This window comes from Fuscovulum ytuae (assembly GCF_029953595.1).
GTDB lineage: Bacteria > Pseudomonadota > Alphaproteobacteria > Rhodobacterales > Rhodobacteraceae > Paragemmobacter > Paragemmobacter ytuae.
The window spans coordinates 3,758,846-3,777,935 of sequence record NZ_CP124535.1 but is presented as its reverse complement, the minus strand read 5'-3'; the positions used below and the strand labels follow the sequence as shown (position 1 = coordinate 3,777,935).

Here is a 19,090-nt window from a genome sequence, read left to right as displayed (position 1 = left end):
GAAAATAGCGAAATCTTCCAAGGAATTTCGCTACTCCGCCTCAAGCGCCAGCGCGGCGGGCCCCTTGCGCAGATCGGCCACCGAAAGCGGCCCCTGTGGCCGTGCCAGACGGTAGCGGGTCACCCAGAACAGCCGCTTTTCCGCCCGCGTGATCGCCACATAGGCCAGCCGCTTCCACAAGGGCACCCCCGCCTCGCTCCGCCCCGCTTGTGCGGCGGCCCAGATATCGGGGGCAAAGACCTGCACATCCTCCCACTGGCTGCCTTGCGCCTTGTGGATCGTCACCGCCGCGCCATGCAGAAAGGCCGCCCCCATCGTCGCCGCCGATGGGATGAAGGGCTCCTCCTCCTCGGGCTTTTCGATCTTGATGATTGAGGCGGCTGATACCTGCGGCTCCTCTGCCCCCACCACATGCAGCTTGGCGAAACCGGGTTTCGATCCGGGGCCCAGATAGATCACCTGCGCCCCCTTGATCAGACCCCGCGCCTCCAGATCGATCCGCTTCTTGCGATGCTTCAGCGGCAATTCGATCCCGTCACAGATCAGCGGCTCCCCCGGCAGCAGTTCATCCTCCGGCGCACCAAAGGCCCCGCGGAAGGCATGGATCAACCGGATGCGCGTCGCATTCCGCCAGACCAGAACAGGCGACCGCGCCATCATATCGGCATCCACCCGCTCGGCCATCACCACCCGGTCATCGGACCGTGCCGCATCCTCCACCATCCGCTCAAAGGCCTCAAAACGAAGCCCCTCATCCCCCAGCGCATGGGCCAGATCAAGGATCGGGTTATCCTCGGCCTGCCGATGGATTCGGTTCAGCACCAACCGCCGCGTCGCGGGCAGGCGGTCAAAAACCATCTCGCCCGACAGCCCCACCGGGGCCAACTGCGCCGGATCGCCGAACAGAACCAGCGTCGGAAAGATCTCCCGCAAATCCTCCAACTGCCGCTCATCCAGCATCGAGGATTCGTCGATGAACCCCACATCCAGCGGCTCCTCTCGCCGCTTCCAACCCTTGATGAAGTCCGAACCTTTCAATCCCGCAGCCGCCAAGGCCCCCGGAACCGAGGCAACTTGTTGATAAAAGGCAAAGGCCCGATCCAATGCCAGATCGGTCAACCCCTCGACCACGGGCCTTTCGCCCTGCCCCGTCAGCCATTCTGCGATGCGCTCATATTCCGGGTCGTAGACTGGCGTATAAAGGATGCGGTGGATCGTCGTCGCCGGCACCCCCCGCAGACGCAGCACGCTTGCCGCCTTGTTGGTGGGCGCCAGAATGGCCAGCGTGCGGCGATCCTTCCGCCGCCGCCCTTCGTAATCGCCGGAAATCACCTCTACCCCGGCCGAGATCAGCGCCTTCGTCAACCCCGCCAGCAGCATCGTCTTGCCCGATCCGGCCTTGCCCACCACGGCCAAAACCGAAGGCTTGCCTTCTGCGCGCGGCGTCAACTCACCTGCCGTCAGGTCGATGCCATTGGCAAAAAGCTCTGCCGCCACGCGGTCAAAGGCTTCGGCCTGATCGTCGGAAAGGGTCACCGGAACCGTCATGCGCGCGACCATAAAGCCACCGCCGCGAAGATGCGAGGGGCCATGACTTCCCCCCGCCCAAAGGAAAAGGCGCGCCGGGGAATTCCCCGGCGCGCCCCCTATCCGATGCGTCGGCCCTTACAGACCGCGCGACGCCTCCAGCGTATCCTCAAAGGTGCGCAGACCCGCGCGCGGCGCCTGCACCAAAACCGCCATATTCCCCGGCTTGTGCTGATTTTTCAGCATCTTCACATGCGCCTGCGGAATCTCGGCCCAAGGAAAGACCTCGGACATGCAGGGATCCAACCGCCGCTCAATCATCAGTTTGTTGGCAGCACTCGCCTGTTTCAGATGGGCGAAATGGCTGCCCTGCAGGCGCTTCTGGTGCATCCACATGTAGCGGACATCGAAGGTGCAGTTGAACCCGGTGGTACCCGCGCAGATCACCACCATGCCGCCCTTCTTGCAGACCAGCGACGACACCGGGAAGGTCGCCTCGCCGGGATGTTCGAACACCATGTCGACATTCACACCCTTGCCCGTGATATCCCAGATCGCCTTGCCAAAGCGCCGCGCTTCCTTAAGCCATTCGGCATATTCCGGGCTGTTCACCTTGGGCAATTGGCCCCAGCATTTGAACTCATTCCGGTTGATGACGCCCTTCGCGCCAAGACCCATCACGAAATCACGCTTGCTTTCGTCGGAAATCACCCCGATCGCATTCGCGCCCGCGGTATTGATCAGCTGGATCGCATAGACGCCAAGGCCGCCCGACGCGCCCCAAACCAGCACGTTCTGACCGGGCTTCAGGTCATGGGGTTCATGGCCAAACAGCATCCGATAGGCCGTAGCCAGTGTCAGCGTATAGCAGGCGCTTTCTTCCCAGCTCAGATGCTTGGGCCGCGGCATCAATTGCTGCGCCTGCACCCGCGTGAATTGCGCGAAAGACCCATCCGGCGTCTCATAGCCCCAGATGCGCTGCGTGGGCGAAAACATCGGATCGCCGCCGTTGCATTCCTCGTCGTCGCCATCGTCTTGGTTGCAGTGGATCACGACCTCGTCGCCCACCTTCCAACGCTTCACCTTGTCGCCCACCGCCCAGACGATGCCCGCCGCATCGGAACCCGCGATGTGATAGGGCATCTTGTGGCCATCAAAGGGGCTGATTGGCTGGCCCAGCGCCGCCCAGACGCCGTTGTAATTCACCCCCGCCGCCATCACGAGGACAAGCACCTCATGGCTGTCGATCTTCCAGGTGTCCACCACTTCCACCTGAAATGCCTCATCCGGCTGGCCATGGCGTTCACGCCGGATGGCCCAGGAATACATCTTCGCCGGAACATGGCCCAGCGGGGGCATCTCGCCCAATTCATAGAGGTCCTTTTTCGGTGCGTCATAGGCGACGATCTGCTGCTGGTTATCCAAAGCCATCCTCCGGCCTCCCTCTGAACCCAATGCCGCGCCGCAGAATCGGCGCCCTTGGCGAAGGAATAGAGGATGCACGCGCAACATTGCAATAGAGAAGACGGAAATTTTGTAATTTTATGTCCGCCGCGTCGCAGCGTCGCAGTTCGGCACAGCCTAACCCCTCACATCTCCAGCCGCTGCCGCACCGATGCCGCGTAAAAGGCCACCACCGCCCGCTTCTCATCCCTGATCGCCAAATCCGGCCCGACCAGCCCGCGCCGCTGCAAATGCAAAAGCGCCTCGTCCACCGTGGGCTCCACCCCCTGTGGATGCAGTCGCAGCACCGCATCCTTCGCAGCCAACACCCCCACCAGCCGCGTCACTTCGGCGACCAGCGCCGCGCGATCCTGAACCCCCGCCTCCAGCGCCGCCGCGACCAAAGGCACGGGCAGGATCGGCACGGCCCGCGCCACCCGAGCCATCAACTCCTCCCCCAACGCCTCGGTCGCATCCTCCGCCCGCCCTGCCAGAAAGACGCGCAGGCTGATCGGCGCACCAAAACCCGCTGCCGTCGCGCCAAAGCCGGGGAAATTCCCCCGCAGCGCCCGCCACCCCATGCGAAAGACAAAGGTCAGCACCCCGAACAAGCTGGGCCGGAACCGCCGCACCCCCGTCCGCCCCGCCTCGGTCAGCAGCCGATCCTCCATCACCCGGTCATAGGCAAGCCCAACTGGTACAAACAAAATATCCCGCCCCGTCTGATCGAACCCGGATACGAAATAGGATAAAAGGCCCAGCTTCGCCTGCCCCACCCGGCCATCCAGCGAAAGCCCCCCTTCCGGAAAGATCGCTTGCGCCACCCCTTCCTGCGCCGACATCTGGACAAAACGCGCCAACACCCGCCGATACAGGGCATTGCGCGACCCGCGCCTAATGAAATAGGCCCCCATCCCACGGATCAGTCGCGACAAAGGCCAGACCCGCGCCCATTCCCCCACGGCATAGGAAATCGCCGACCGATCCGCGATCAGCCAAGTCACCAGCACGTAATCCATATTGCTGCGGTGGTTCATCACGAAGACGACCGTCGCACGATCATCCACCTGCGCCAGCGCCGGGTCGATCCGCCCGATCCGCACGCGATAGAATTGCCGCGTCAGCCAGCGCGCCACCTGCACGGCAAAGCCGAAATACATGGTGGCCGAAAAGGCGGGCACGATTTCGCGCGCATAGTCGCGCGCCTCCTGCATCGCCACGGTGGGGGGCACGCCTGTCTCGGCGGCATGCTCGGCCACCGCCTGCATCACCTGCGGGTCATAGGCCAGCCGCAGGATCATGTCATACCGCTGCGCCAGCTTGAACGGCGCGATGGGCCGCTCCAGCCGCTCGTTCAGCCGCGCCACGGCCCGTTCCATCCGGCGGCGAAAGAACCACCGGACCGAGGGGGCAAGGATACGGTCAAGCGCCGCAATGGCCGCAAGGACCAAAACCAGCACCACCAGCCATAAAGGAAGTTCGATCGTCCCCGTCATGGGAACAGGCTATCCGGCCCGGACCCGACCTGCAAAGGGATCAGTTATAGGTCACAGAGGTGACAGAGCAGACGTCGATATCCTGCACCGCCTCATCGCCATCGTCAAAGATGGCGCGGAAACTATAGGTGCATTGCCCGCTATCGGCGAAATTGACCATCGCGCTTTCACCCGTGCCAACGGCCTGACCGCCCAGCACATCCTCCTCCCAATCCTCCGCCCCCATGGTCGAGGCGTAAAAGTTGGTGATGGTAAAACCCGACTGGTTCACGATCTGAACAGACCGCTGCTCCGCCACGGCAGGAACGGCGAGCGTGATCGTCAAGGCAGCAAGCGCAAATGAACCGCGCATCGTGATCAGGTCCTTCGACCCTCGGCCCCCCTTGTTGATGCCAGATGCCCGGCAAGGGCCTTCACGCCCAATATAAGCAAACCGAACCGTCATGTTAAGAGGGCGGCCTCCAGCGCGATTTCTGACACAGAAATCGCCTTTCACCGCCGCGCCACGCCCCCACCCGGAATTTGTGTCAAATTCCGGCGCGGATTTTGCGTCAAAATCCGCCGCCCTCCCCCGCCGCAGCGCGGAATGCCGCAACGCGGCGAATTGACATTGAATGATTCTGTCCTCTATTGAGGTCATCGCGAAATAAAATTGCCGAGCTACGACAGGAGGCCCCCATGACCCAAAAGCAGAAAGAGTCCCCCTGGCTCTTCCGCACCTATGCCGGGCACTCCACCGCGCGGGCCTCGAACGCCCTTTACCGCACCAATCTGTCCAAGGGGCAGACGGGCCTCTCCGTCGCCTTCGACCTGCCCACCCAAACGGGCTATGACAGCGACCACGAACTCTCGCGCGGCGAGGTGGGCAAGGTCGGCGTCCCCGTCGCGCATCTGGGCGACATGCGCACCCTGTTCGATCAAATCCCGCTCGAACAGATGAACACCTCCATGACGATCAACGCCACAGCACCGTGGCTCCTCGCGCTTTACATCGCGGTGGCCGAGGAACAGGGGGCCGATATCACCGCCCTGCAAGGCACCGTCCAGAACGATATAATCAAGGAATACCTGTCGCGTGGCACCTATATCTGCCCGCCGAAACCTTCGCTCCGCATGATCACCGACGTCGCGGCCTATACGCAGAAGCATCTGCCGAAATGGAACCCGATGAACGTGTGCTCCTACCACCTGCAAGAGGCAGGCGCGACGCCGGAACAGGAACTTGCCTTCGCACTGGCCACCGCCTGCGCCGTGCTGGATGACCTTAAAGGCAAGGTCGCGCCCGAAGACTTTCCCAATATGGTCGGTCGCATCTCTTTCTTCGTCAACGCAGGCATCCGCTTCGTGACCGAGATGTGCAAGATGCGCGCTTTCGTCGATCTCTGGGATGAGATTTGCGAAACCCGCTATGGCGTGACCGATCCGAAATACCGCCGTTTCCGCTATGGCGTGCAGGTCAATTCTCTTGGCCTGACCGAACAGCAGCCCGAAAACAACGTCTACCGCATCCTGATCGAGATGCTCGCCGTGACTCTTTCCAAGAAGGCCCGCGCCCGCGCCGTGCAGCTGCCTGCGTGGAACGAGGCGCTGGGTCTGCCCCGCCCATGGGATCAGCAATGGTCGCTGCGCATGCAGCAGATCCTCGCCTATGAAACGGACCTTCTGGAATATGACGACCTTTTCGACGGCAACCCCGCCGTCGACCGCAAGGTGGCCGAACTCAAAGACGGCGCGCGCGCCGAACTTGCCACGATCGATGCGATGGGCGGGGCCGTGGCTGCCATCGAATATATGAAGGGCCGTTTGGTCGACTCGAATTCCGAACGTCTCGCAAAAATCGAAACGAAGGAGACCACCGTCGTCGGCGTCAACCGCTGGACCGAGGCGGCGCCCTCCCCCCTTACCGCAGGCGACGGGGCGATCATGGTTGCCGATGCCGATGCCGAACGCGATCAGATCGAACGTTTGAACCAGTGGCGCGCCACCCGCGACGAGGCAAAGGTGAAAGCCGCGCTTGACGCCTTGCGTCAGGCCTGCGCGACAGGTCAGAACGTCATGCCCGCCTCCATCGCCGCCGCCAAGGCAGGCGCCACCACCGGCGAATGGGGGGCCGTGGTCCGCTCGGCCTTTGGCGAATATCGCGCGCCCACTGGCGTGTCGCGCAACCCGTCAAACCGCACCGAAGGGCTGGAACCGATCCGCGACGCCGTGGCGCAGGTCAGCACAAAGCTTGGCCGCCAGCTGAAGTTCCTCGTCGGCAAGCCCGGTCTTGATGGCCATTCCAACGGGGCCGAGCAGATCGCCGCCCGCGCCCGCGATTGCGGGATGGATATCCATTACGAAGGCATCCGCCTGACGCCTGCCGAAATCGTCGCGGCGGCAGCGGACCAAGAGGCGCATGTGGTGGGCCTCTCTATCCTGTCGGGCAGCCACATCCCCCTGATTTCCGAAACCATGGAGCGGATGCGCGCGGCAGGCCTTGGCGACATCCCCGTCGTCGTCGGCGGCATCATCCCCGAAGAGGATGCCGCCCGCCTCCGTGCCATGGGCGTTGCCGCCGTCTATACGCCCAAGGATTTCGAACTCAACCGCATCATGATGGATATCGTGGGTCTGGTGGACCGGCAGGCCGTCGCCGCCGAATAGCGTCCTTTGCGCCAGATCAAGGTGCGGCCCCCGCGCATCGGGCACCCTCACGTCACTCACCCTGACGGAGACCCCAATGCTTGCCCGAATCCGCGCACTGATTGACCGCTGGCAGCAACTGAAAACCGTGGACGCGCTGACGGACCGCGATCTTGCCGATCTCGGCATGACCCGCCGTCAGGTCGAGGATTTCATCCGCATGCCGCCCGATGTGCCTGACCGTGTCGCCCGGATGGCCGCGATCTTCGGCCTGTCCGAGGCCGAGGTGAAGGCCAACCATGCGGAATATCTTGAGATTTTGGGCACCTGCGCCCATTGCCGCGAACGAGGGACCTGTTCGCTGATCCTCGCAAGATGGGAAATCGCCCGCCCCGCCGAGGCGACCTTCTGCCCCAATGCGGGCACCTACAGCAACCACAACCACGCCGCTGCCTGATCGGCACGTCGTGGCCTTTCAACCGCCTCGGCCTTCGTCTAGCTTTGGCCCCTGTAGACCATGCAGAGGCCCCCATGACCGTCCATATCGGCGCGCGACCCGGCGAGATTGCCAAAACCGTCCTTCTGCCGGGCGATCCCTACCGCGCGCGCTGGGCCGCCCAGACCTTTCTGGAAAACCCCGTTCTGGTGAACGAAGTGCGCGGGATGCTGGGCTATACCGGCACATGGCATGGGCACCCCGTCACCATTCACGGCACAGGCATGGGCATGCCGTCCCTTTCGATCTATGCCAATGAGTTGATCCGCGACTACGGGGCCCAAACGCTGATCCGCATCGGCTCGGCCGGGGCGTTGCAACATCATGTCAAGGTCCGCGACATCGTGCTGGCACAGGCCACGACCACACTTGGCTCCCCCTCGCGGTCGATCTTCCGCGAATTGAACTTCGCCCCTGTTGCCGATTACGGCCTTCTCTCCGCTGCCCATGCCGCTGCAACGGCCCGCAATATCCCCACCCATGTCGGCGGCATCTATTCCTCCGATACCTTCTACGACGAACGGCAAGACCTGTCCGACCAACTCCAACGCCACAACTGCCTCTGCGTGGAAATGGAGGCGGCCGAACTCTACACCCTCGCCGCCCGCCACAATGTGCGCGCGCTGGCGATCCTGACAATCTCCGACCACATCCTCACGCATGAGGCGCTGCCCTCCGATCAGCGCGAACGCAGCTTTGGCGATATGGTGGACATTGCGCTACAGGCCGCCTTCGCCACCTGACCCAAGGCCCCTCCTACAGCGCAGCAATTTCCTCCGCGACCATCCTTTGCAAGGACCAAAGGTATCGGTCGCGGATACCCAATTCCTCCAGATGCTGCACGGTGTTGCGCAAATAGGCCGCGCAACTTCCCATATGTCCCGCAGCCCGCGCGATCCGCCGCGCCTGTTCCGCCATTGGCAGGTCCACATGGATCGACCGATCAAGCGGGGCGGCATAAAAAACCAGCACCCGGAACGGCCCCGCCGCCCCCCGCACCGTCAACCAGCGGACCGAGGCAAGGTCCACCTCATAGCCGATCTCACGGCGCAAAAGCGCCTCCATCGCCGCTTCGCGCGCCGCATCGGGCAGGCGATAGGCCATCCCCCGACAACTCCCGCCCCGCGCCAAGGCCAGCATCAGCCCCGGCTCCTCTGGCGTCCCGCGCCAACTTTCCAGATGGATGCAGAAAGACCGCCTCCAGCCATGCAACAGGCAAGGCGCTGCTGCCACCGCCTCGAAGGCCGGTTTCCAGATCAGCGATCCATAAGCAAAAGTCCAGACGGGTCCCTCCCCCGCTTCCTCCACCAGACGCCGCGCATGGCGACCAAAGGCGTCATCATCGATATAGGGCTGCCCCCGTGCGCCGGGATATTCCGGCTCCTGCCGCTCTACCCGCGCGACCAACGCCTCGGTCAGGTGCAGGGCGCGCACACAGCTCATGGGCGCCCATGGCTCCGGTCATAGCCATTCACAGCCGGCGCGACCCATCCCGCAGGCGGGGCGATGGGTTGGAAGACCTCCACCAGCAAAGGATGGCAGGCCGCCGCATCCGACGAATGTTCCGCCGAACAATCCCCACCGGGGCAGGCCGACAGCCCCCCCACCAGATCAATCTCGGCAAAGAATTCCAGATAATCGCCGGGACGCACGGGTGAGGCCTTCATGAAATACTGGCCCGTATCGCGCGTGAACCCCGTGCACATGAAGACATTCAGCACATCATGCACATGCCCCTCCGCCTCGTGCAGCGAAAGCCCGGTCCAATCCGCCAAGGCGCGGGTCAGGTTGGAATGGCAGCAATGGTGATACTGCCCGCCCCCGCTCAGCAGGTTGTGGGTATAGGGATCACAGCGCGTGCCGATCACGTCATGCACCGCGCCCCCGAAAGCGTCGAACCCATACCAGTCAAGACTGTCATCCGTGATCACCGCCATCGGGCGCAGGAAGGGAAAGGCCGACCACATCCTGTCCCCCGTCGACAGATGCGTGCCATGCAGCGCCCGCGTCTTGCCGGAATAGAACCTTTCGCGCAGATCGGCCTGTGCCCACAGGTTCAGATCGCCCACCTGCGGCCCTTCGATGCTGGTGATGCGGAAAAACTGCCCCGCCGCCACAGCCCAACACCGCGCCTCGCGCGCAGGCACCACGACCTCGGCCACCTTATCCCACCCTGCGCGCGCGGCGCGAAAGGGGGCCATATCGGGCCGGGCCAGCCCTTCGACCGGATAGCAGATGACCGGGGCAATGCCCTTGCGGGCAAGGGCATCCGCCGGGGCGGTATGATCGTGGGATAGTTTCATGGCAGGGGCACCTCTTTTCGCCCCACCCTATCAGCCCGTCTTGCGCTGGCAATGGCGCGGCGTCGCCCCACCCCGCGAGAGGCCGCCGCAAACCGCACAGCGCCAGACTGGGCCGCCCTCTGCCGCCCGATCCAGCCGCCAGCGGCAATCCCGCGTCAATGTGCGCCCCCGGCGCATCAGATACATCGCCAGAAAGACGCAAATCAGCAGGAGGGGCACAAGGATCGGCATAGCTTTCCCTTTCCATGACCCGCCCCGCGCGACAAGACGACACAAGGCCGCGCGGACCCTTCACAGGAACAGGAAGTCCCCCGCATCTAGGTCTGCCGCCCGCACCCCCTCAAGTCGGATCAGATGGCCGCCCCCCGAAACCTCGGCCGTCAAGACCCCGCCCAGACGCACGTCCCGCAAGGTCAGATCGCCCATCCCCGACAGGCCACGGAACTCCAACCGATCCTCGGCAATGTTGAAATCCAGAATGCGGTCGCGCCCCGTTCCATCCTGAGGCGTAAAGACAAAGACATCCGCCCCCGGCCCGCCCGACATCACATCCCATCCCGCGCCACCGAACAGACGATCAGGCCCCGCCCCCCCGAAAAGCGTATCCCCCTGATCACCGCCATACAGCACATCACGGCCATCCCCGCCGTCCAAACTATCTGCCTCAGCCCCGGCCAGCATCCAATCATTCCCGGCCCCACCGATCAGTTGGTCACGCCCCCATCCGCCCCACAGGGTGTCATTCCCGTCCTGGCCCTCCAACCGGTCATCGCCTTCACCACCCAAAAGGCGATCATTTCCGAGGTCCCCATATAGGGTATCCGTACCCTGCCCCCCATCCAGCGTATCGTCACCGTCCCCACCATAAAGCACATCCCGCCCGTTGCCCCCTTCCAGAACGTCCCCGTCCGGACCGCCGAGCAACCAGTCATTCCCATCCCCGCCAATCAAGCGATCAAGTCCCGCCCCGCCCCACAGCGAATCCTGATCCGCGCCGCCATCCACCACGTCTTCGCCATCTCCCCCAAACAGGCGATCGTTTCCTGCGTCGCCCTGAAGCACATCACCACCCACGCCACCATCCAGCGAGTCGGCTCCGTCTCCACCCGCCAATCGATCCGATCCAAGACCGCCGATCAGACTGTCATTGCCCATTTCACCGTAAAGCGTGTCATTCCCGCCCCCGCCGTCCAAGGTATCGGCATCGTCTCCGCCATAAAGGACATCCCTTCCATTACCCCCCTCTAGGACGTCACTGCCCGACGCTCCGAGAAGCCAGTCATCTCCATCACCGCCAAGCAACCGATCACGGCCAATTCCGCCCCAGAGCGAATCCTGATCTGTGCCGCCATCGATCAGATCATCGCCATCTCCGCCAAAAAGCCTGTCATTCCCCGCCTCGGCCAGCAGCAGGTCATTTCCCGCTTCGGCGTTCAAAGTGTCGGTGCCCTCACCGCCTTCCAAACGATCTGTGCCCGCTCCACCGTAAAGCAGATCATTCCCCAGCCCACCCGTCAGTCGGTCATCCCCGCTCTCTCCATGCAGCGTGTCATTCCCGGTTCCGCCGTCCAAGATATCGGCGTCGTCGCCGCCAAAGAGGACATCCCGACCTCCCCCTCCCTCCAAAACATCAGCACCCGACGCGCCCAACAGCCAATCATTCCCATCTCCGCCGATCAGACGATCACGGCCCACGCCGCCCCAAAGGGAATCCTGATCTGCACCGCCCTCGATCAGATCATCCCCCAAACCGCCAAAGACCCGGTCATCCCCAACCGCGCCCAGCAGCACATCATTCCCCGCGCCCCCTTCCAGCGTATCGGCCCCCTCTCCTCCTTCCAGACGATCCGAACCATCGCCCCCGAACAGCCCATCATCCCCGGCACCGCCGATTAGGCTGTCATCCCCCACCTCGCCAAGCAGCACATCATTCCCCGCGCCCCCGTCCAGCGTATCGGCCCCTTCCCCCCCTTCCAGACGATCCGCACCGTCCTCACCAAGCAGGTTATCGGACCCCGCTTCGCCCAGAAGGCTGTCATCGCCACCGCCGCCAAAGATCCGGTCATTGTCCACGCCCCCCCTTAGGGTATCGGCAGCCGTGCCGCCCTCGATGGGACGCGGGCCAGTTGTGGGCGGACCGGGGTCCTCCGGCGCCACCGGGTCCTCCGGCGCCGGGGGCGGGGTCGGATTTTGCGGGTCTCTAGGAGGCTCCGGCGCGGGGCCGGGATCGGGCGGCAAGTCAACCAGCGCCTCGAACAACGCGCGGTCCATCTCGGCAAAGACCATCCCGCGCAGATCGGCCAGCGTCAGGCTGCGCCCCGCCGCCGCGCGGATCTCCAACTCCTCGACCCAGAAACGCAACACCAGCCCGCCCGCCGTCGGTGTCAGGGTCAACTGCCCGGAATTGCGGAAAAAGGTCCACCCTGTCAGATCAATCCGATCTACCCCCGGTTCGAAATCGACGATCACATCTCGCTGCCCATCGGCGCGCATCATGAACAGATCGGCCCCCGCCCCACCGACCAGCGTATCCGCGCCCACCCCGTCCAGCACCACATCCCGCCCCGCGCCCCCGGCCACCCCCACGGCCCCCAAAGCGGCCAGCGGTAAGGCAAGCTGCGTCAGCCCCGCCTCGCCCCCCGATAGGATCATGATCTGCATCTGGTCGCCCACCACCACCGCCCGCAGCGCGGTTATGTCGGCCAGCGTCACATCCCCCCGATCGGCCAGCGTCGCCAGATGCACCAGCCGCCCCCCCGGCAACAGCGCCAACACCGAAAGCCCCGCATCCGCCCCCGCCGCGATGACGAAGGTCCAGCCGCCATAAGCCACCGTCTCGATGACCGTGACCCCGTCAAAGCGCGTAACCAGCCCGTCCATCACATGATCCGCTGGGGTCAGGCTGCCCCCCGGCCCGATCCGCAGCACCGACAGGCTAGAGGTCCCCGCCGCCGCCACGATCAACCAGTGTTGCCCATAGGCCTCCACCACCCGCAGGGCGGTCGGCGTGTCGACGGGCAGCCCCTCTGCCACCCCCATCTGCCCCACCCGCGCCAAGGTCCCCGTGGGCGACAGCGCCAGAACCGAAACCCCATCCTCGCGCGCCGAGGCGGCAAAGACATAGGCCACCCCGCCCAACACCGCCCCCGCCAGCGCCGAAACACCCGCAAGTGGCAGATCGCGCGCATCCGCCACCGCCCCGCTGCGCGTCAAGGCGCCATTGGCCGCGATGCGAAACGCCTCCACCCCCGCGCCATCACTGCGCGCAGCCAGCAGCCAATCCTGCCCCCCCGCCACCAGCGCCATGACCTCCACCGCCTGCACCTGCAAGGCCGTGCTGGGCGCAAGATATGCGGTGAAGGACCGCCCCACCTCGGCCCGTGCGGCGGCAATCAGGTCGGCGGGCAGGCTACCCGCCATAGCTCCCACCTCCACCCCCACCCGCGCCTCGGGGACAACCGCGGTCACCGCCGCGCCCGTGCCGCCGATCGACACCACCACCATCTCATTCTGCACCGGATTGAACACGCGCAGCACGGGGGCCGCCCCTCCGGTCAGCCCCATCTCGCCCCGCGTGAATGGCTGCGCGAAACGCGCGCCAAGGGTCACCCCGACCCGAAGGAATTCCAGCATAGCCCGACCCACCCAAAGCCTGTAGCCACGGGTCAGATTGACGATGCAAGGTTATGGGTTTCTTCAGGAATTCGGGCAGGACACGGGCATTCCCCGCGCATTCTCGCCAAGGGTCACAATGTCGCCGCACCCTCGGCGGGCGTCACCTGCCGCCGTTTGATCACCGTCTCGCGCCAAGTGATATAGCTGATCGCCCCGATGATCACCGCCCCCCCGGCAATCACCCAAGGATCGACGGCCTCGCCAAAAAGCGACGCCCCCAGAACCGTGCCCCAGACCAGTTGTAGGAAAGTAACCGGCTGCGTCACCGCCAAGGGGGCCGCCCGGAAGGCCCGCGTCATGCAGTAATGCGCCGCCGTGGCAAACCCTGCCACCAGCCCCAGCCAACCCAGTTGCACAAGGCTCATCGGCACCCAGACCCAGATGGCCAGCGGCAACAGCCCCACCGTCACCGTCAAGGACAGCATCGCCACCACCGTTCCTGCCGGGGCGATCTGACTCAGCCGCTTGGCATAAAGGTATGAGGCCGCGAAGAACACCGCCGCGCCAAGCTGTGCCAGATGGCCCATGCCCAACACACGCAAGCCCGGGCGCAGCACGATCATCGCGCCAATCAGCGCCACCAGAACCGCCGCGATCCGCCGCGCCGCCAAGGCCTCGCCAAAGAACAGCGCCGCCCCGATCGTCACCACCACCGGGTTCAAATAGCCGATGGCGATCACCTCGGCGATCGGGATACGCGCCATGGCATAGAACCACAGCACCACTGCCGCCGTATGCACCAGCCCGCGCCATCCAAACAGCCGCGCCGCCCCCGCGGGCAGGCCCTTCCGCGCCAGCATCCACAGGCTTGGTGCCAGAAACACCACGCCCCAGGCAAAGCGGACAAAGGCGGATTGCGCCGCGGGCAGTTCCGTCCCCAGATGCCGCACGATCCCGTTCACCGCGACAAAGCACAGCCCCGTCAGCAGCATCCACAGAACCCCTTCCAAGGGGCGGCCAAGATCGGAAGGCGCAGTCGTCATTGGGCCACAGAACCCGATCCCCGCGCCGCCCGCAAGGCCCGCACCGCAGAACAGTCTCAGGCCGTCAAAGCCAGCTTTGCCGCAATCGCCCACATGGTGCATCCCACCACGACTTCCAGCACAACCCAAGCCCGCGGTTTGGCAAAAATCGGCCCCAAGAGCCGCGCGCCAAAGCCAAGCGCGCTGAAGAACACGACCGACCCCATCGCCGCCCCGATGCCAAAGGCCGCCCCATGCGGCGCATATTGCGCGCTGATCGATCCCAGCAGCACCACCGTATCCAGATAGACATGCGGATTGGCCCAAGTCAGCACAAGACAGGTCGCCAGTACCTGCCCCAAGGGGGCCGCCCCGCCCGGCGCGGGCATCAAGGCCTCACCCCCCCGCCACGCTGCGCGAAAGCGCATCGCCCCATAGACCACAAGGAAGGCCACGCCGCCCCACAGCATCACATCGGCCAGCCACGGCACGGCCCCCGAAACAAGGCCAAAGCCCCCGACCCCTGCCGCGATCAATATGGCATCCGACAATGCACAGGTCGCCACCACCGCCAGCACATGCTCGCGCCGGATGCCCTGCCGCAGCACAAAGGCATTCTGCGCCCCAATCGCCGCGATCAGGCTGATCGCAACAAGAAATCCCGCCCCCGCAACACTAACCATGGGCAAACCGCTCCAGCGCGGCCAACGCATCAAAGCGCCGCGCCCATGGCACGAAAAGATGATCGTGGTGGAACCCCGCCACCACGTTACAACTGATCCCCTCCGCCGCCAGCGCCGCCGAAAAGGCCGCCGTCAGACCGACCGCCGCCAGATCGCTGTGTATGGTCAGACTGATCCGCGCCCACTGCTCCGAGGCCAGCCCCGCCTTGGCCATCTCCTCCAGCAGGGCCACGACGGTCATCCCCTCGGTCTCGGCTACCGTGGCAAAGGGCAAGAATGGCATCACGCCACCGTCCCAGACCGCAAAGCCATAGGCCGCCTCATGCAGCACCGGCTCCATGCCCCGCAACAGCCGATCAATATCCCGTTCCGCCATTCTCCGCCCCGGCTACAAACCCCGCACTTGACCTATCGCCCGAAACGGGAACAATCCAATTAAACATCCTGCATACGGATTAGATTTTCTAATGCTTGATCCCGCCCAACTCGCCGCCCTCGCCGCCATCCACAGGCGCGGCTCTTTCGAACGGGCGGCGGCGGAACTGCATGTTACACCCTCCGCCCTGTCCCAACGCCTCAAAGCGCTTGAAGAACGCATCGGCACGCTTCTCATCCGCCGCGGCACACCCTGCACCGCGACCGAGGCAGGCCTCCGCCTCATCCGCCACCATGATGAGGTTGTGCTGCTCGAACAGGCGCTCTCGGCCGATCTGCCGGGCATTGCGCCCGGCCCCGCAAGCCTGCGCATCGCCGTCAATGCCGACAGCCTTGCCACTTGGGTCATCCCCGCGCTCGCCGCCACACCGGGCTTTCTTTACGACATCGTCATTGATGATCAGGACGTCTCGCAAGAATGGCTCCGTCGGGGCGAGGTGGCAGCCGCCATCACCTCCCACCCCGGCCCACTTCAAGGTTGCGAAACCGTGGCGCTGGGGGCGCTGCGCTATCGCGCGACGGCTTCACCTGCCTTTATCGAACGGTGGATGCCTCAAGGCCCCACCCCGTTGGCCCTTGCCCAAGCCCCAGCCCTTACCTTTTCGGACAAAGACCGGCTTCAGCACCACTGGGTCGATCGCCTCACCGACGGTCAGGCCAGCCGCGCAGGCTTTCCCTCGCATCGCCTTGCCTCATCGCATGGCTTTGTCGACGCTTGCCGCGCGGGCCTTGGCTGGTGCCTCAATCCTGAGGTTCTGGCCGCCCCCTATCTGGCCGATGGCAGCTTGGCTGACCTCGCCCCCGACCACCCGCTGGATGTGGCGCTTTACTGGCAATTCGCGCGCCTCACCGCACCCGCAACAGCGCCCCTCACCCGCGCCCTGCTTGCCGCTGCGCGCCTCAGCCTGCGTCAGCCGTGACGCAGAACCCGGAAGAACAGCATCACAACCACCAGCACACCCAACAGCCCCGCCATGTCAGAAGCCACCACATTGGCATAGGTCTGCAGCATCCCGGTAAGGTCCATCCCCCCGCAACAAGGGCCATAAGCCACACGCGGCACATTGCCCAGAACCGACCCGATCAGCCCCAACACCATCAGCATCTTCCAATTCGCCGCTGTCCCGGCCCCACGTGCATCCCGCCCCACCCAGCGCAGCACATCAAAGGCCACCGGAACCGCAATCATCTTGGCCAGCAGCAACACCATGATCAAAGGTTCAAAGGCAATGCCGCCTGCCATCAGGAACACCGACAACAGCGCCGCCGGAAACAGCAAGGGCAGCGCAGCCCAGCCATACATCCATGCGCAAATGACCAAAACACCATAGGGCAGAAACAAGGCATGCGGTGCGGGCAGCATCGTCTGCCCAACCCGCATCACATCATTAATCCCCTCGCAGACCGCAAAAGCCACCAGCATCGCCGCCGATGTTGCGCCGAAATGCAAAGCACCCTGCGCCGCCTGAAGGCCCATCATCCCCCCTTCAAGGCCTGAGAAAGCCTTATTCCGTCATGCCTCGTCGCTTTCGCGCAGCACGTAATGCCCCGCCCGCGTATCCGGAGCGTGCGCCACAAGCCCACGCTGCACAAGGCTCTTCAAGGCACGGTGATAGGTCGCCTGCGGGATGGCTGCGGCCAAGGGATGATTTCGGATCGCCTCCGACCGGGCCTTTTTCGGCGACCCGCTCGACACTTCATTGATGGCGTAAAGGACATCCCGCTCATTCGACGAAAGGTCCACAAGACCCAGCGACTTTTCCATGTCGAAAAGCAAAGCCCGCAATTGCGCAACGCTCTTTATGTTCACCACAGCCCTGTTGTCCCCTCGTGGCCTCCTCAGCTGGAGGCCATACCTTAGTATGTATTATAGCGCTCCAACACTGCCTCGCAACTTTTTCATTTCATTCTGGCTCTCAGGACCCAAGCCGAAACGGTTTCACGCTGTCCCCCGCAAAAGACTTGACCAAACCGCCAATCCGTACAACTCTTGCGTGCATAAGGATGCGGAAATACCCCATTTCCCGCCTCTGATGGGACTAGCGCCATAGCCCCTGTGACGTTCCGGTGATCCCTGTTCCGGCCTCCTTTCGCTATGGCATCCCCCTGTCTGATACCTCTGACACCAGCCTTGCCACCCCGCCAATCGCCGCCCGCACCCGCGCGACGCCTGCCCCTGCGCGGATCGTTGCCTTCTGCCTCCTGCCCGGTGGCCCTTTCGATACGCTCCTCGATTGGTTGGCCAGTCGCGGCGCAAAGCTCACGGCGATGCCGATCCGCAGCCTGTCGCTCGAATGGTTTGACCGCTATGCCAACAGCTTCGACGCCGCCCTGATCGATGCCGATTTCCTTGGCGATGACGGCACGATGATCGATTTCGGCCTCCGCCTGCGCCGCTTCGCCCCCTATCTGCCGATCATCGTCCTGTCCTCGCGGGTGACGCGGTCCGACTATTCCACCGAACGCATGGCCATCTGCGATGTCACCCTCCGCACCCCGCTGACGGCATCCACCCTCCTCGACGCGCTGGCCGTCGCCGTGGAAAACCACGACCAATGGCACGAATCCCGCTTCGGCCGCATGCAATCGCGCTGACCAAAAGGAAAAAGGCGGCCCCGAAGGACCGCCCTTTCCCGAACCCTGCGCGCGGGGCAATCAGCCCAGCTGTGCCGCCACCGCATCGGGGATGTCGAAATTATGCGTTACTGTCTGCACATCGTCATCCTCTTCCAGCATGTCGATCAGACGCATCAGCTTGGTCGCCGTCTCCAGATCGACCTCGGTCCGCGTCTGCGGCCGCCAGATCAGCTTTGACTCCGTCGATTCCCCCAAACCCTTTTCCAAGGCATCCGAAACATCCGACAACGCCTCGACGCTGCAATAAATCCAATGCCCCTCGTCATCGGATTCCACATCATCCGCCCCGGCCTCCAGCGCGGCCATCATCACGTCATCCGCCGATCCGGCGCTGGCGGGATAGGAAATCTCGCCCACCCGATCAAAGCCATGGCTGACCGATCCGGTCTGCCCCAGATTGCCGCCGCATTTGGTGAAATAGGACCGCACGTTGGATGCGGTGCGGTTCAGGTTATCCGTCATCGCCTCGACGATGATCGCAATCCCGTTCGGCCCATAACCCTCATAGCGGATTTCCGTGTAATCCGCCGCATCGCCGCCCTGCGATTTCTTGATCGCGCGCTCGATCACGTCCTTGGGCATCGACACCGCCTTGGCGGCCTTCACCGCCAGACGCAGACGCGGGTTCTTCTCTGGGTCAGGATCACCCATCTTGGCCGAGACGGTGATCTCCTTCGCCAGCTTGGAAAACATTTTTGACCGGATCGCATCCTGCTTGCCCTTGCGGTGCTGGATGTTCGCCCATTTCGAATGGCCTGCCATGACCCTTGCTCCGATATCCCTGCGGGGTGATGGCGTCCTATACACA

Annotated in this window: 19 protein-coding genes; 5 read left to right on the top strand and 14 right to left on the bottom strand. The window is 64.0% G+C overall.

Translation table 11 applies throughout. From position 1 onward, the window contains the following. Positions 1-30 precede the first annotated feature (30 nt). From QF092_RS18085 to QF092_RS18070, 4 genes are all read right to left on the bottom strand, one after another. Positions 31-1,560 (bottom strand): AAA family ATPase, encoded by a 1,530-nt coding sequence (locus QF092_RS18085; protein WP_420026481.1) that lies wholly within the window; start codon positions 1,558-1,560, stop codon positions 31-33. A gap of 105 nt (positions 1,561-1,665) precedes the next feature. Further along, positions 1,666-2,958: a crotonyl-CoA carboxylase/reductase gene (gene ccrA / locus QF092_RS18080; RefSeq protein ID WP_281466174.1), complete on the bottom strand. Its 1,293-nt coding sequence runs from the start codon at positions 2,956-2,958 to the stop codon at positions 1,666-1,668. 158 nt (positions 2,959-3,116) lie between these two features. Beyond that, complete coding sequence (locus tag QF092_RS18075; RefSeq protein WP_281466172.1) at positions 3,117-4,466, bottom strand: 1-acyl-sn-glycerol-3-phosphate acyltransferase; 1,350 nt, start codon at positions 4,464-4,466, stop codon at positions 3,117-3,119. Between the two features lie 40 nt (positions 4,467-4,506). Beyond that, entirely contained in the window at positions 4,507-4,818 is a 312-nt protein-coding gene (locus QF092_RS18070) for a hypothetical protein (RefSeq protein ID WP_281466170.1), read from the bottom strand. Between the two features lie 326 nt (positions 4,819-5,144). Between QF092_RS18070 and QF092_RS18065 the strand changes: the two genes are divergently transcribed. The 3 genes from QF092_RS18065 (at position 5,145) to deoD (ending at position 8,330) form a co-directional block, all read left to right on the top strand. Next, the gene (locus QF092_RS18065) at positions 5,145-7,112 is read left to right on the top strand and encodes a methylmalonyl-CoA mutase family protein (protein ID WP_281466168.1); all 1,968 of its coding nucleotides are present in this window, start codon (positions 5,145-5,147) and stop codon (positions 7,110-7,112) included. 76 nt (positions 7,113-7,188) lie between these two features. Beyond that, entirely contained in the window at positions 7,189-7,548 is a 360-nt protein-coding gene (locus QF092_RS18060) for a DUF1127 domain-containing protein (protein WP_281466166.1), read from the top strand. Positions 7,549-7,622: 74 nt separating this feature from the next. Continuing rightward, positions 7,623-8,330: a purine-nucleoside phosphorylase gene (gene deoD, locus QF092_RS18055; protein ID WP_281466164.1), complete on the top strand. Its 708-nt coding sequence runs from the start codon at positions 7,623-7,625 to the stop codon at positions 8,328-8,330. Between the two features lie 13 nt (positions 8,331-8,343). On the opposite strand, the gene QF092_RS18050 is transcribed toward deoD, so the two are convergent. The 7 genes from QF092_RS18050 to QF092_RS18020 form a co-directional block, all read right to left on the bottom strand. Next, positions 8,344-9,030, bottom strand: coding sequence for a gamma-glutamylcyclotransferase (locus QF092_RS18050; RefSeq protein WP_281466162.1), 687 nt, complete (start codon positions 9,028-9,030; stop codon positions 8,344-8,346). Beyond that, on the bottom strand, positions 9,027-9,890 hold the full coding sequence (locus tag QF092_RS18045) for an urea carboxylase-associated family protein (RefSeq protein ID WP_281466160.1): 864 nt from the start codon (positions 9,888-9,890) through the stop codon (positions 9,027-9,029). The genes QF092_RS18050 and QF092_RS18045 overlap by 4 nt, the downstream gene beginning before the upstream one ends. 30 nt (positions 9,891-9,920) lie before the next feature. After that, positions 9,921-10,121: a hypothetical protein gene (locus tag QF092_RS18040; RefSeq protein ID WP_281466158.1), complete on the bottom strand. Its 201-nt coding sequence runs from the start codon at positions 10,119-10,121 to the stop codon at positions 9,921-9,923. A gap of 60 nt (positions 10,122-10,181) precedes the next feature. Beyond that, positions 10,182-13,523 carry a calcium-binding protein gene (locus tag QF092_RS18035; protein ID WP_281466156.1) on the bottom strand — a complete coding sequence of 1,114 codons (3,342 nt, stop codon included), beginning with the start codon at positions 13,521-13,523 and terminating at the stop codon, positions 10,182-10,184. A gap of 113 nt (positions 13,524-13,636) precedes the next feature. Beyond that, positions 13,637-14,548 (bottom strand): DMT family transporter, encoded by a 912-nt coding sequence (locus QF092_RS18030; protein WP_281466154.1) that lies wholly within the window; start codon positions 14,546-14,548, stop codon positions 13,637-13,639. 56 nt (positions 14,549-14,604) lie between these two features. Continuing rightward, entirely contained in the window at positions 14,605-15,210 is a 606-nt protein-coding gene (locus QF092_RS18025; protein WP_281466152.1) for a LysE/ArgO family amino acid transporter, read from the bottom strand. Continuing rightward, positions 15,203-15,586: an ACT domain-containing protein gene (locus tag QF092_RS18020; protein WP_281466149.1), complete on the bottom strand. Its 384-nt coding sequence runs from the start codon at positions 15,584-15,586 to the stop codon at positions 15,203-15,205. The genes QF092_RS18025 and QF092_RS18020 overlap by 8 nt, the downstream gene beginning before the upstream one ends. 91 nt (positions 15,587-15,677) lie before the next feature. Here QF092_RS18020 and QF092_RS18015 point away from each other — a divergent pair, with 91 nt between their 5' ends. Beyond that, positions 15,678-16,565, top strand: coding sequence for a LysR family transcriptional regulator ArgP (locus QF092_RS18015; protein WP_281466148.1), 888 nt, complete (start codon positions 15,678-15,680; stop codon positions 16,563-16,565). Here QF092_RS18015 and QF092_RS18010 read toward each other — a convergent pair. Further along, a complete protein-coding gene (locus QF092_RS18010) occupies positions 16,556-17,125 on the bottom strand; it encodes a hypothetical protein (RefSeq protein WP_281466146.1) in 570 nt (189 codons plus the stop codon). The genes QF092_RS18015 and QF092_RS18010 overlap by 10 nt on opposite strands. Before the next feature lie 33 nt (positions 17,126-17,158). Beyond that, positions 17,159-17,410, bottom strand: coding sequence for a hypothetical protein (locus QF092_RS18005; RefSeq protein ID WP_281466144.1), 252 nt, complete (start codon positions 17,408-17,410; stop codon positions 17,159-17,161). A 302-nt stretch (positions 17,411-17,712) separates the two neighbouring features. Between QF092_RS18005 and QF092_RS18000 the strand changes: the two genes are divergently transcribed. After that, positions 17,713-18,240, top strand: coding sequence for a response regulator transcription factor KdpE (locus QF092_RS18000; RefSeq protein ID WP_281466142.1), 528 nt, complete (start codon positions 17,713-17,715; stop codon positions 18,238-18,240). A 60-nt stretch (positions 18,241-18,300) separates the two neighbouring features. Here the strand turns inward: QF092_RS18000 and QF092_RS17995 are convergent, their stop codons facing one another. After that, the gene (locus QF092_RS17995; RefSeq protein WP_281466139.1) at positions 18,301-19,044 is read right to left on the bottom strand and encodes a YebC/PmpR family DNA-binding transcriptional regulator; all 744 of its coding nucleotides are present in this window, start codon (positions 19,042-19,044) and stop codon (positions 18,301-18,303) included. Positions 19,045-19,090 lie beyond the last annotated feature (46 nt).

What these genes read in the sequence shown, in the direction of transcription:
- QF092_RS18030 (WP_281466154.1), bottom strand. Translation starts at nt 14,548, where the DNA reads ATGACGACTGCGCCTTCCGATCTTGGCCGCCCCTTGGAAGGGGTTCTG.
- QF092_RS17995 (WP_281466139.1), bottom strand. Translation starts at nt 19,044, where the DNA reads ATGGCAGGCCATTCGAAATGGGCGAACATCCAGCACCGCAAGGGCAAG.
- QF092_RS18010 (WP_281466146.1), bottom strand. Translation starts at nt 17,125, where the DNA reads ATGATGGGCCTTCAGGCGGCGCAGGGTGCTTTGCATTTCGGCGCAACA.
- QF092_RS18065 (WP_281466168.1), top strand. Translation starts at nt 5,145, where the DNA reads ATGACCCAAAAGCAGAAAGAGTCCCCCTGGCTCTTCCGCACCTATGCC.
- QF092_RS18015 (WP_281466148.1), top strand. Translation starts at nt 15,678, where the DNA reads ATGCTTGATCCCGCCCAACTCGCCGCCCTCGCCGCCATCCACAGGCGC.
- QF092_RS18075 (WP_281466172.1), bottom strand. Translation starts at nt 4,466, where the DNA reads ATGACGGGGACGATCGAACTTCCTTTATGGCTGGTGGTGCTGGTTTTG.
- QF092_RS18085 (WP_420026481.1), bottom strand. Translation starts at nt 1,560, where the DNA reads ATGGTCGCGCGCATGACGGTTCCGGTGACCCTTTCCGACGATCAGGCC.
- QF092_RS18070 (WP_281466170.1), bottom strand. Translation starts at nt 4,818, where the DNA reads ATGCGCGGTTCATTTGCGCTTGCTGCCTTGACGATCACGCTCGCCGTT.
- QF092_RS18025 (WP_281466152.1), bottom strand. Translation starts at nt 15,210, where the DNA reads ATGGTTAGTGTTGCGGGGGCGGGATTTCTTGTTGCGATCAGCCTGATC.
- QF092_RS18050 (WP_281466162.1), bottom strand. Translation starts at nt 9,030, where the DNA reads ATGAGCTGTGTGCGCGCCCTGCACCTGACCGAGGCGTTGGTCGCGCGG.
- QF092_RS18045 (WP_281466160.1), bottom strand. Translation starts at nt 9,890, where the DNA reads ATGAAACTATCCCACGATCATACCGCCCCGGCGGATGCCCTTGCCCGC.
- QF092_RS18040 (WP_281466158.1), bottom strand. Translation starts at nt 10,121, where the DNA reads ATGCCGATCCTTGTGCCCCTCCTGCTGATTTGCGTCTTTCTGGCGATG.
- QF092_RS18060 (WP_281466166.1), top strand. Translation starts at nt 7,189, where the DNA reads ATGCTTGCCCGAATCCGCGCACTGATTGACCGCTGGCAGCAACTGAAA.
- deoD (WP_281466164.1), top strand. Translation starts at nt 7,623, where the DNA reads ATGACCGTCCATATCGGCGCGCGACCCGGCGAGATTGCCAAAACCGTC.
- ccrA (WP_281466174.1), bottom strand. Translation starts at nt 2,958, where the DNA reads ATGGCTTTGGATAACCAGCAGCAGATCGTCGCCTATGACGCACCGAAA.
- QF092_RS18020 (WP_281466149.1), bottom strand. Translation starts at nt 15,586, where the DNA reads ATGGCGGAACGGGATATTGATCGGCTGTTGCGGGGCATGGAGCCGGTG.
- QF092_RS18005 (WP_281466144.1), bottom strand. Translation starts at nt 17,410, where the DNA reads ATGGAAAAGTCGCTGGGTCTTGTGGACCTTTCGTCGAATGAGCGGGAT.
- QF092_RS18035 (WP_281466156.1), bottom strand. Translation starts at nt 13,523, where the DNA reads ATGCTGGAATTCCTTCGGGTCGGGGTGACCCTTGGCGCGCGTTTCGCG.